This is a genomic window from Bacillus sp. LH1, from assembly GCF_057924895.1.
In genome coordinates, this window is sequence record NZ_CM175007.1 from 960,553 (window position 1) to 973,964 (window position 13,412).

Annotated in this window: 8 protein-coding genes; all 8 read left to right on the top strand. The window is 36.1% G+C overall.

Going from position 1 to position 13,412, the window contains the following annotated elements; all coding sequences use genetic code 11:
• The first annotated feature begins 59 nt into the window (after positions 1-59).
• The 8 genes from ACX9TM_RS05050 (at position 60) to dnaB (ending at position 13,377) form a co-directional block, all read left to right on the top strand.
• Positions 60-3,068: a type I restriction endonuclease subunit R gene (locus ACX9TM_RS05050; RefSeq protein ID WP_065382002.1), complete on the top strand. Its 3,009-nt coding sequence runs from the start codon at positions 60-62 to the stop codon at positions 3,066-3,068.
• Positions 3,061-4,287, top strand: coding sequence for a restriction endonuclease subunit S (locus ACX9TM_RS05055; protein WP_065382003.1), 1,227 nt, complete (start codon positions 3,061-3,063; stop codon positions 4,285-4,287). Before ACX9TM_RS05050 ends, ACX9TM_RS05055 begins: the two co-directional genes overlap by 8 nt.
• Entirely contained in the window at positions 4,284-5,402 is a 1,119-nt protein-coding gene (locus tag ACX9TM_RS05060; protein WP_065382004.1) for an AAA family ATPase, read from the top strand. The genes ACX9TM_RS05055 and ACX9TM_RS05060 overlap by 4 nt, the downstream gene beginning before the upstream one ends.
• 11 nt (positions 5,403-5,413) lie before the next feature.
• Positions 5,414-7,168 carry a type I restriction-modification system subunit M gene (locus ACX9TM_RS05065; RefSeq protein WP_065382005.1) on the top strand — a complete coding sequence of 585 codons (1,755 nt, stop codon included), beginning with the start codon at positions 5,414-5,416 and terminating at the stop codon, positions 7,166-7,168.
• 395 nt (positions 7,169-7,563) lie between these two features.
• Positions 7,564-10,464 (top strand): DEAD/DEAH box helicase, encoded by a 2,901-nt coding sequence (locus tag ACX9TM_RS05070; RefSeq protein ID WP_072769942.1) that lies wholly within the window; start codon positions 7,564-7,566, stop codon positions 10,462-10,464.
• Positions 10,465-10,709: 245 nt separating this feature from the next.
• The gene (locus ACX9TM_RS05075; RefSeq protein WP_065382006.1) at positions 10,710-11,036 is read left to right on the top strand and encodes a nucleoside triphosphate pyrophosphohydrolase; all 327 of its coding nucleotides are present in this window, start codon (positions 10,710-10,712) and stop codon (positions 11,034-11,036) included.
• A gap of 197 nt (positions 11,037-11,233) precedes the next feature.
• A complete protein-coding gene (locus ACX9TM_RS05080; protein WP_050279556.1) occupies positions 11,234-12,094 on the top strand; it encodes a DnaD domain-containing protein in 861 nt (286 codons plus the stop codon).
• Positions 12,091-13,377 carry a replicative DNA helicase gene (dnaB, locus tag ACX9TM_RS05085; RefSeq protein WP_065382007.1) on the top strand — a complete coding sequence of 429 codons (1,287 nt, stop codon included), beginning with the start codon at positions 12,091-12,093 and terminating at the stop codon, positions 13,375-13,377. The genes ACX9TM_RS05080 and dnaB overlap by 4 nt, the downstream gene beginning before the upstream one ends.
• Positions 13,378-13,412: the final 35 nt, after the last annotated feature.

The following is a 13,412-nucleotide window of genomic DNA, read 5'->3' on the forward strand; positions in this document are numbered from 1 at the left end:
TTGTGTAATTATAGAAAGGGCTTAGGGAATTTCTATTCTATAATATGAGGAGATTAGATATGAAAGCTGAAAGGGAAATAGAAGCCGGCTTTATAGAAAAGCTTAGGAACTTAAAATATATATATCGTGAGGATATTAGAGATAAAGCTTCGCTTGAAGCTAATTTCAAAGAACATTTTGAAAGACTGAATCGTGTAAAGTTAAGCAATTCTGAATTTGAGCGCCTCAGAGATAGTATTATCACTGCAGATGTATTCACTGCTGCAAGGACTTTACGAGAAATTAACACTTTTAAGCGTGATGATGACACGCCGCTGCAATACACCCTTGTTAATATAAAAGACTGGTGTAAAAATGAATTTGAAGTGATAAACCAACTACGCATAAACACAGATAACAGCAATCATCGTTATGATGTTATTATCCTCATCAATGGGGTTCCTGTTGTTCAGGTTGAACTGAAGTCACTGCAAATCACACCTAAAAAAGCTATGGAGCAAATTGTAGAATATAAAAACGACCACGGCAATGGTTATACAAACTCGCTGCTTTGCTTTATGCAGCTTTTTATTGTGAGTAATGAGAGTAACACATATTATTTTGCCAACAATCACAAGGAGCACTTTGGTTTTAATGCAGACGAGCGCTTTTTGCCAATTTATCAGATGGCAGATGAGGACAATAACAAAATTACCCATCTTCATGATTTTTCTGACAACTTTTTGCCAAAATGCACTCTCGGGCAATTAATTAGCCGTTACATGGTACTTGTTGTAAGTGAGCAGAAATTGATGATTATGCGTCCTTATCAGATTTACGCTGTTAAGGCAATAATGGACTGTATCGATCAGAATCGTGGCAACGGATATATATGGCATACTACCGGAAGTGGAAAAACACTTACATCGTTTAAAACATCAACACTATTGAAGGACAATCCTGAAATTGAGAAGTGTTTATTCGTCGTTGATAGAAAAGACCTAGATAGACAAACTCGATTGGAGTTTAATAAATTTCAAGAAGGCTGCGTTGAAGAGAATACCAACACAGAAAGTTTAGTTAAACGGCTTACTTCGGATGATTACCGTGACAAAGTTATTGTTACCACAATTCAGAAGCTTGGGCTCGCTCTTAATGAAGATAGCAAGCGTAACCAAGAGAAAAAGAAAAGGGGCGAACCGACCTACAAAGACCGCTTGGCACAGCTCACCGATAAACGTATTGCCATTATTTTTGACGAATGCCATCGCTCACAGTTTGGCGATAATCATGAAGCAATTAAAAACTTTTTCCCGAAAGCACAGCTTTTCGGCTTTACCGGAACACCAATATTTGAAGAAAATGCAACATATAAACAAATTGATGGAACGGTTGGTTCTTATATCACAACAAAAGATGTTTTCGAAAAAGAACTACATGCCTATACCATAACTAATGCCATTGATGACCGCAATGTGCTTCGCTTTCACATCGATTATTTTAAGCCGGAAGATGTCAAAAAAGCAGCAAAAGCCTCTGACACTGTAAGCAAAAAAGCGATTGTCGAAGCAATATTAACAAAACACGATGCCGCTACTAATGGTAGACGATACAATGCGATTTTTGCCACAGCTTCTATCAACGATGCAATAGAATACTTTGAGATCTTCAAGTCGTTACAAGAGGAACGCAAAAAGAATGAGGGTGCAAGCTTTAAGTCGTTAAATATTGCCTGTGTTTTCTCTCCACCGGCTGAAGGAAACAAAGATGTTAAGCAGTTACAAGAAGACCTACAGCAAGAAAAAGCCGATAACGAACAAGAGCCCGATAAGAAAAAGGCAGCACTTAAAAGCATCATTGATGACTACAACTTGCAGTACGGCACAAATCACAGCATAAACGAATTCGATTTATACTATCAAGATGTGCAAAAACGTATCAAAGACCAAAAGTACCCAAATTCCGACTATCCGCAGGTAAACAAAATTGATATAACTATTGTGGTGGATATGCTTTTAACAGGATTCGATTCAAAGTATCTAAACACCTTGTACGTTGATAAAAACTTAAAGCAACATGGCTTAATTCAAGCATTTTCAAGAACAAACCGTGTTTTGAACGACACAAAGCCTTACGGAAATATTCTTGACTTTAGAGGGCAAGAAAAAGATGTAGATGAAGCAATTGCACTGTTTTCTGGAAAAGAAAACAGTAGTAGGGCAAAAGAAATTTGGCTTGTTGACCCCGCTCCTGTTGTGGTTGAAAAGCTGGATAAAGCAGTTGCCGATCTTGAGGAATTTATGGAATCACAAGGGTTAGAATGTAAGCCAGAGCAAGTAAGCAACCTTAAGGGCGACGCCGCACGAGGTGAATTTATCAATAAATTTAAGGAAGTGCAGCGCCTTAAAACACAGCTTGACCAATATACAGATATCAAAGAAGAACAAGAGGCAAAAATTGAAGAACTGTTGCCGGAAGACACTTTGCGTGCGTTCCGTGGTGTCTATATTGAAACTGCCCAAATGTTAAAAGCACAGCAGGGCAAAGATATTAGGGATAAAGATCCGGTGATTGAACAGATTGATTTTGAGTTCGTTCTATTTTCCTCTGCAATTATTGATTATGACTACATTATGTCTCTAATTTCGAGATATACACAACCCGATGTGCCTAAAAAAGAAAAAATGAGCCGTGAGCAGCTTATTAGTTTACTTTGTTCCAATTCAAATATGATGGAAGAACGTGAAGATATTATTGCTTATATCAGCACATTGGAATCTGGAAAAGGGTTGGATGAAAAGGAAATAAAAGCTGGATACCAAAAATTCAAGGAAGAAAAAGCAGTAAAAGAAATGGAATCAATTGCAAACAAACACGGTATTGAACCTGCATCGTTGAAAGCCTTTATAGATGAAATTATAGGGCGCATGATTTTTGACGGTGAAAAACTAAGTGATCTGTTAGAGCCGCTAGAGCTTGGCTGGAGAGACAGGACAAAAAAAGAACTAGAATTGATGGACGAATTAATCCCGCTGCTTAAAAAGCATGCAAGCGGACGTGTGATTGTGGGGCTGAATGCGTATGAGTAAAAAAGATAAAGTGGCTTTGGTGCCAAAGCTTAGGTTTCCGGAGTTTAATAATGAAGCTGATTGGAAAAAAAAGTATATAGGTGAGTATTTGAAAGAAAGTAGAATAAAAGGAAATAAAGGCGATACTGCAAAGAAACTTACTGTGAAATTATGGGGACAAGGTGTTTTTGAAAAAAAAGAAACACTAAAAGGTAGCCAAAACACGCAATATTTTCGACGAAAATCAGGGCAATTTATCTACAGTAAACTTGACTTCCTAAATCAAGCTTTTGGAATAGTCCCCAATTATCTGGATGGCTATGAATCTACAGTTGATTTACCTTGTTTTGATGTAAGTGAAAATATTAATGTAAGATTTTTGCTTGAGTATGTACAACGTACTAACTTTTATAAAAAGTATGGTGAAATGGCGGACGGTGGAAGAAGAGCTAAACGTATTCAAGTTGATACTTTCTTAGGGTTTCCAATATATACGCCCAATCTTAAGGAACAACAAAAAATCGCCAGTTGCCTTTCTTCTCTTGATGGTCTGATCAACGCTGAAGATAAAAAGCTTAAGGCTCTTAAAGCGCACAAAAAAGGCTTAATGCAGAAGATGTTCCCTGCTGATGGTAAGACTGTGCCAGAATGGCGATTTCCGGAGTTTAGGGATAGCGGGGAGTGGGAAGAATGCACATTCGGTGATATGGCAACATTTTTTAATGGTCGTGCGTTTAAACAAGATGAACTCCTACAATCTGGTAAATATAGAGTGCTTCGTGTAGGTAACGTTTTTTCTAATAATTCATGGTATTATTCTAATTTAGAGCTTGACGAGAATAAGTATTGCGAAAATGGCGACCTTTTATATGCTTGGTCTGCTACTTTCGGACCCAAAATTTGGCATGGAGAAAAAGTTATTTACCATTATCACATTTGGAAAGTTAGCAGAAATAAGGATGTTGCTCAAAAATTCCTATTCGTGTTGCTTGATAGAGAGACAGAGAAAATGAAATCTCAGTCTGCAAATGGACTGGGATTGCTGCATATTACAAAAGGAACAATAGAGAATTGGAAATGTTATAAGCCTAAATTTGAAGAACAAGAAAAAATCGCCGATTGTTTTTCAAGCATAGACACTCTTATAACCTCACAAGCAGAAAAAATTGAATCATTAAAGAAACACAAAAAAGGCTTAATACAAGGATTGTTCCCTTCTATTGAGGAGGTGAGTGAATGAGTCCTCAACCTATAATGTCTTCTTTTTCAGATTTAAATTCGTTGTCGGCCCATTTTAGAACTGTTCTCGAAAGCAAGAAGTATGTTCTTCTTTTTGCATACAATGGAACAGGCAAAACAAGACTTTCAGGAACGTTTAAAGATTTAGGGAAACATCCTATTCCTGAAAGTGAAGAAAAAACGCGAGATACATTATATTACAATGCTTTCACAGAAGATTTATTCACTTGGGAAAACGACTTTGAGGGAGACACCAATAGACTGTTGTATATTAATAAAAATTCTCGTTTTTTTGATGGCTTAAGAGAACTTGAAATGGAAAGTCGCATTCGGCCATTTTTAAGAAGGTATACTGATTTTGATTTTTCGATTGACTATGAAGACTGGGTGATTAGTTTTTCACGGGAAGTAAGAATAGGTGAGGGGACTGAAAAAATAGATAACATAAAAGTTTCTCGCGGTGAAGAAAATATCTTTGTTTGGTGTTTCTTCCTTGCTATTGTTCAATTAGTAGTGGATCAAGAGCCGGCTTACAGTTGGGTGAAGTATATCTATATTGATGACCCTATTTCATCGCTAGATGATAATAATGCCATTGCAGTTGCGAGTCATCTTGCTTATTTGTTAAAAAGCCATGATGATATTAAAGTGGTTATATCCTCTCATCATTCGTTGTTTTTCAATGTAATGTATAATGAGTTTAAAAGGACAAAAGGAAAGGATTATTTATTATCAAAGAATAAGGAAACGGGTGAATATCTCATTCGAGATACTACAGATACTCCATTTCTTTACCATGTTGCATTGATAAAAGAGCTAAAAAAAGCAGCGGACACAGGTCAACTCTACACTTATCACTTCAATATTTTGCGGAACGTTCTTGAAAAGGCAGCATCTTTTCATGGATTTAAAGACTTTATCGAATGTATTAAGCGTGATGAAGACGATGAAGACTATTATGCATTTGCAAGATACTTGAACATATTAAGCCATGGAAACATCACGATGTTTGAGCCAATCGAAATGGTTGAAGATAACAAAGAGGTTTTTAGAAAAATTTTAAGTGGTTTCATGGAATCATATCGATTTAATCCTGAACTATTTATCGAAGAATAAAGGAGAAAATAATGAATGAAACACATCAAAAACAATTAGGCGTCACACTTTGGGGAATTGCTGACAAATTGCGCGGGGCCATGAATGCTGATGACTTTCGTGATTATATGCTGTCTTTCCTCTTCCTGCGCTACCTTTCGGATAATTATGAAGCAGCGGCAAAGAAAGAACTTGGCAGCGATTATTTACAATGTGAAGAAGAAATAAAAAAAATCACCATTGCTGCCAATCAGGATGATGTTATTAACGCATTAAAAGAACAGATAAAAAACTATTTTAATAAACAGCAATTGGATAGCAAGGAAAAAAACTCAGTAATCGAGGAACATGAGGTGTTGTTGGAAAGCAAAAAGATGACCCCTCTTGTTGTTTGGTATATCAACAATTTAGATCAAGTGGCTACGTTTGAAAAGCAAATGCGACGTAAGGTTCATTTTGTAATTAAGCCACAGTATCTCTGGAGTAATATATATGAATTGGCTCGCACACAAAATAAGTATCTTTTGAAAAACTTGCAAGCAGGCTTCAAATTTATAGAAAACGAATCCTTTGATAGCACGTTTCGCGGATTATTCTCTGAGGTTAACCTCGACTCTGATAAACTTGGAAAGAATTATGAATTACGCAACACAACGCTGTGCTCAATAATAACTGCTATTGCAGAAGGATTATCGGAGTTCCCCAATGAAAGTGACCTTTTAGGTGATGCATATGAATACTTAATAGGGCAATTTGCGGCGGGCTCAGGTAAAAAAGCAGGAGAGTTTTATACGCCCCAGCAAATTTCAACCATCCTTTCTCGAATAGTTACACTTGATAGCCAAGACCCGAGCACAGGCAAAAAGGAGCAACTCAAAAACATACTTGACTTTGCGTGCGGATCCGGTTCGCTTCTAATTAATGTTAGAAAGCAGCTTGGTGCTAATAGTATTGGTCAGATATACGGACAGGAAAAGAATATCACAACTTACAACCTTGCTCGTATGAATATGCTTCTACATGGGCTTAAAGATTCTGAGTTTAAAATATTTCACGGAGATTCACTGCTAAATGATTGGGACATGCTCACTGAAATGAACCCAGCAAAAAAGTTGGAATGTGATGCAGTAGTAGCCAATCCACCTTTCAGCTACCGCTGGGAGCCTAACGATACTCTGGCAGAGGATTTCCGCTTTAAAAGCTACGGCCTTGCACCAAAATCAGCAGCGGACTTTGCATTTTTACTTCATGGGTTTCACTTTTTAAGTGATGAGGGAACAATGGCAATCATCTTGCCTCATGGTGTTCTGTTCCGTGGTGGAGCAGAGGAGAAAATCAGAACAAAGCTACTCAAGGATGGGAATATTGACACGATTATTGGTTTGCCAGCTAACCTGTTTTTTTCAACAGGTATTCCGGTTTGTATTCTTGTGCTTAAAAAGTGCAAAAAATTTGATGACGTGCTGTTTATCAACGCAAGTGAGTACTACGACAGAGGTAAAAGGCAAAATGTCCTATTGCCAGATCATATCGACAAAATAGTTGAAACATATAAATATCGAAAAGAAGATGACAAAAAATACTCTCGCCGTGTATCTATGGACGAAATAGAAAAGAATGATTTCAACTTAAACATTTCAAGATATGTTAGTACGGTTGCGGAAGAAGAAATTATTGACCTTGCAGATGTGAAAAAAAATCTAGATGAAATCGAAGTTGCTATTAGCAAGGCGAAGGATAAGCATAATCAGTTCTTAAAAGAGCTTGGATTGCCTGAGTTATCTTAAAACGAGATGATTACGCAATATAAGTTCTTTACAATCTAATAGTTATATATAAATGAATACGTCTGTTAATACAAAATTAAAGGTTTTAAATCTTCTTGTTCAAATAAAGTTTCTTTATGTTGAATAGGGATTAAGTAATGATCTTCCACAATTGAGCGTGATTGTTGAGTAACACCATTAGTAAATAATCAAACTTTATTATAAAATCAAAGCAAAAATCTACTGATAAAGAATCCATTTTGATCAATTTTTTTTTCAAAATGGATTCTTTTCATTACCGGAAAATGCCGTTTTGTGAGGTGTTTTTGATTAAATTTTATTTCAAACCAACAATTTGCGCTTTAAATCAGTGAGTAATACAATTAATATAAAAAATTGTCATAAATGGTGATCATATGGAGAATTTTATTCAAAAATTAGAGGGATCTTTATATAAAGGATTTATTGATCAAAAACATAATCATCCCGGAATATATAAGCCTCAATTATTAGTAAATAACACGAAGAAAAATGAAAATGTTTTAAGCTCATTGGTGGAGGAGCTTGAAAATTGTACATCCTTTATTTTCTCAGTGGCTTTTATTACAGAAAGTGGGCTGGCGACTTTAAAATCACATTTCCTTGATCTTAAACAAAAAGGGGTTAAAGGGCGTATATTAACATCTACATTCTTAAATTTTAATACACCAAAAGTGTTTAGAGAATTAATGAAACTTGAAAATGTAGAAGTAAGATTAACAAACTTATCTGGTTTTCATTCAAAGGGATACATATTTGATAACAAAACACATTGTGCATTAATTGTTGGTAGTTCAAATCTGACTGCACATGCTTTAAAGGTAAACTATGAATGGAATGTTAAGTTAACATCGCATGAAGATGGAGAGATTGTTCAGCATTTCAAAAATCAATTTGAAGAAGTTTGGGAGCATTCTCAAGTATTAACTGAAGAGTTAATTGGAAATTACGAAACAATATATGAACAAGTTGCAGAAAATAAGTTACTAGATCGAGTTATAGAATTGCCTGGTCAATATCATAATTCAATTGAAGAAGCATTGAAAATTAATCCAAATAAAATGCAACAAGCTGCGTTAAAAGAAATACAAGCTATTCGAGATGCTGGAAAAGAAAAAGGCCTAGTTATTTCCGCAACAGGAACAGGTAAGACATATCTTTCAGCATTTGATGTTAGAAATTTTGCACCTAAGCGTATGCTATTTATTGTTCATCGAGAGCAAATATTAAATAAAGCGAAATTAGATTTTCAAAAAATTCTTGGTGGAATAGATGAGAACTTTGGAATTTTATCAGGATCAAATAAACAAATAAATGCTAAATATTTGTTTGCGACGATCCAAACCATTTCAAAAGAAGAAAATTTAAAACAATTTGATCCTGAGCTATTCGATTATATTTTAATAGATGAAGTCCATAAAGCGGGTGCTAGTTCTTATCATAGGGTTATTGATTATTTTAAACCAAAATTTTTAATGGGAATGACTGCTACACCTGAACGTACAGACAACTTTAATATTTATGAGCTATTTGATTACAATATTGCTTATGAAATTCGTTTGCAAGAAGCACTTGAAGAAGATATGCTTTGTCCTTTCCATTATTTTGGAGTAACTGATTTTGAATATAATGGTGAAAAGATAGATGACACTACTGTTTTATCTAAACTTGTTACGGAAGAACGAGTAGATCATATAGTTGAAAAAGTAAAATATTATGGTTTTTCTGGTGAGAAAGTAACAGGACTAATGTTTTGCAGCCGAAAAGATGAAGCAGAACAATTATCACACGCCTTAAATAATAGAGGTTTTCGCACATTTGTATTAACAGGAGATCATTCCCAAGAGGAAAGAGAATTGCGCGTGAATCAATTAGAAAATGGCATACTTGATTATATTTTAACGGTAGATATATTTAATGAAGGAATTGATATTCCGAGTGTGAATCAAGTTGTTATGTTAAGACAAACTCAATCAAGTATTATCTTTATACAGCAACTGGGGCGTGGACTTCGAAAACACGATTCGAAAGATTTTGTTACGATCATTGATTTTATTGGAAACTATAAAAATAACTATTTAATTCCGATTGCCCTTTCTGGAGATAAATCACAAAATAAAGATAATATACGTAGGTATACAAATGACACGAGTTATATTAAAGGTATTTCAACAGTTAACTTTGAAGAGATAGCGAAAAAGCAGATCTTTAAAGCAATTAACGAAAGCAATTTAACAGCTATGAAAGTATTAAAGGAAGCTTTTGCTGAGTTGAAAAATAGAATAGGCAGAATTCCATATCTATATGACTTTATCGTAAACCATTCTATTGATCCAGTTGTACTTGTAGAAGGATATTCGAACTATTATCAGTTCCTATTGAAAATGAAAGAAGATGTTCCTACATTAACAGAGTACGAAAATAAAGTTTTAACGATGTTTTCATTGGAAGTATTGAACGGAAAACGTAAAAACGAAATTGTTTTATTAGAATTGTTACTAAAGCAAGAAAAAGTTGATAAAGATGAGTATATAAAACAACTTGAAAAATTTAATTGTTTAACAGATGATGACACGATTACTTCTGTGCAACGGATTTTTGAGTTAGAGTTTTTCTCACAAAACAACCAAAAAAAATATGGAGAAAAACCAATTCTCACGCTGCAGGATGAGAAGACATTTATATTTAATGATTCTATTCGAAAAAGTTTAGAACAAAATGAATACTTTAAGTATATGGTTATGGACATCATTAAAAGTGCGAAAGAAAAGAGCAAAAACTATGAGTGTGATAGTAACCTGACTATATATAAAAAATACTCAAGAAAAGATGTGTGTAAACTTTTAAATTGGCACAATGATGAGAGTTCAACTATGTATGGTTATAAGACAAAATACTATACTTGTCCAATATTTATCACATACCATAAAAATGATGAGGTAGAATCCAGTGTGAACTATGGTGATGAATTCCTTAATCAAGATGTTCTGAAATGGTACACAAGAAGTAATAGAACATTAAATTCAAAGGAAGTACAGACGATTATTGATGCTAAAGAAAATAATATTGACGTCCATATTTTTGTGAAAAAAGATGATGACGAGGGAAGCGACTTTTACTATTTAGGAAAAGCGAGACCTGATAAAACAAGTGTAGAACAAACTGAAATGCAAGATAAAAATGGAAAAGAACTGCCGGTTGTTACGATGAATATGATTATGGAGAAATCGGTGGATAATAAGCTCTATGATTATTTAAAGGATAGTAATGTTTTGTAGGTAGATTAAAAGTTCAATAATATTATTACTTTGAAATAATAAAAAGAAGTTTGAGTTTTTAAAGTAATATCTATATGCAAGATAAGGCTGTATCAAACTAACATCAGAGTATGTTTTTGATATGGCCTTATTTATTGAATTATAATATATTGTTTAAGTAGTTGTTGTATGCAAATAGAAAGAAAAGTACTAAATCTTGTATAATATAATCAAAAAGTTACAATATTAGCCATGGAGGAATTCAAATGCCAACCTACAACAAATTAGTAAGAGATCGCATACCAGAAATTATCGAGAATAATGGAAAAACATTCACAACTAGAATACTAGATGAAAAAGAATATATAGAAGAAGTGAGTAAGAAAACACAAGAGGAGTTAGCTGAGTATTTAGAGGCTGAAAGTAAAGAACATAAAGTAGAAGAATTAGCTGATTTATTAGAGCTAGTGAATGCGTTAGCCAAACACGAAGGCACAACACTAGAAGAAATCAACAACATCCGTAAAAAGAAAGCAGAAGAACGAGGTGGCTTTTCAGATCGAGTCTTTCTAATCGAAGTAACCGATAACTAGCCCCTCCTAAGCCCCTTACAAGCCCCTACCAAGTAATAAATCACTAAGAAAAAACACAACAAAACAAAAACACCAACAAACACCGTAGTAGGAGTCGAAAAAATTTTTGAAATAACACGCCAAAAACCCAGCCCTCCTTCCTATATATAGTACAAAGAGGAAAATTTCATTTTTGAATGGAGACGGGAGGAATTAGGATGGCGGTGTATCGTACTGTGCAGGTGAATTTTTGGCAGGATGATTTTGTTTTGGATTTGACGCCGGAGGAGCGGTATTTTTATGTATATTTGTTAACTTGTTCGAAGACGACGCAGTGCGGGATTTTTCCTTTTCCGAAGCGATTAGCTGAGATGGAGACGGGTTATAATCGGGAGACTGTTGATAAGCTTGTGCAACGCTTTGTTGATTATGGAAAGATTCTTTATGATGCGGATACGCGGGAGCTATTCGTTTTGAATTGGCTTCGTTATAATCCTGTGACGAATACGAATGTGGAGAAGTGTGTGCTTCGTGAGCTTAAGGGTGTGAAGAATAAGGAGTTTGTACATATGTTTCTTCAGAAGTGCGTAGAGGAGGAGCTGAATGTTCCGATGCTTTTAGCACATTTCGGTATGCCTGATGATTTGACTGTGGATGATGTTGAGCCGATTTGTGAGGAGACAGAGGAAGAAGAGGTTGTAGAGGAAGAAACGGGAAGTCGTGTGTTTTCTTTTTATGAGCAACATTTCGGTAGTTTGTCTCCTTTTGCGGTGGAGGAACTGAGTGCGTGGATGGAAGATTTGTCAGAGGAGCTTGTGTTGAAGGCGCTTCAAATTGCGTTTGAGAATAATAAGCGGACGGTTGCTTATGTGAAGGGCATTTTGAGAGGCTGGCACGGGAAAGGGTTTACGAAAGTGTGTGAGGTTGAGGCAGATACGGCTAAGTTTCGGAAGAAGGGGTCGTCTGTTAGTACGGGGGAGACGGAGGAGTTTTTGGCGAGGTGTGAGGAGTGGGAGAAGAATACGCCGTCTGAGGAAGAGTTGCAGCGCTTTTTAGCGGAGCGCGGGTGGCGTCCATGAGTATTCAAAATGTGGAGGCGGAAAAGACGGTGTTAGGTTCTCTACTACTTGATGGAGAGCTTATTAAGGAGTGCCGTTTGACGGAGCAGTATTTTTCGATGCCGGTGCATAAGTCTATATTTCAGTTAATGAGAAAGATGGAAGGAGAGGGGCAACCGATTGACCTTGTGACGTTCACTTCTAGAGTGGATCCGAATTTTTTGAAGGGGATCGGGGGAATGGAGTATTTTATAGGGTTAATGGATGGTGTGCCTACTACTAGCAACTTCTCATATTATGAGGGGCTTGTTCGAGGTGCCTGGAAAATGTATCAGGCTGGTGTTCTCGGGCACAAGATGGGAGAGCGTCTTATTGCGGAGAAGAGTGAGAAAATTATTGGTGAGACGATTACGGCACTTTGCGAGTTAGAGGAGAAAGACTCTGTATGTGAGTTTGATTTGAAGGATGCGTTAGTTAATTTATATGAAGAGCTTCATCAAGATGCGAAAGAGATTACTGGTATTGAGACTGGTTATACATCGCTAAATAAAATGACGTGCGGATTGCAGGAAGGTGATTTTGTCGTTCTTGGTGCGCGTCCTTCTATGGGGAAGACTGCGTTTGCGCTAAATGTTGGATTGCATGCGGCGAAGTCTGGAGCGGCGATTGGATTGTTTTCGTTAGAGATGAGTAGTAAGCAATTGTTAAAAAGGATGGCTTCTTGCATAGGTGAAGTGTCAGGAGGTAGGCTGAAAAATCCGAAGCATCGTTTTGCGATGGAAGATTGGGAGAAGGTAAGTAAGGCGTTTGCGGAGATTGGTGAGTTGCCATTTGAGATTTACGATAATGCAGGCGTTACGGTACAAGATATTTGGATGCAAACTCGTAAGTTAAAGAGGAAGCACGGTGATAAAAAGATTTTAATTATTGTAGATTACTTGCAGCTTATTACGGGTGATCCGAAGCATAAGGGCAATCGATTTCAAGAGATTAGTGAGATTTCTCGTAAGCTTAAGTTATTAGCACGTGAGTTAAATGTTTGTGTAGTAGCGTTATCACAGTTATCTCGTTCTGTAGAGTCGCGGCAAGATAAGCGTCCGCTTTTATCAGATTTAAGAGAGACGGGGCAAATTGAGCAAGATGCGGATGTGATTATGCTTATGTATCGCGAAGATTATTATGATAAAGAAACGAAGCAGAAAGAGATGACGGAGATTCATGTGGCGAAGCATCGGAATGGACCTGTGGGGAGTTTTAAGTTGAGGTTTTTGAAGGAGTTTGGACGGTTTGTGGAGGGAAAATAGTGAAAAGACTGGAGTATCACTTTGCAAATAAAATA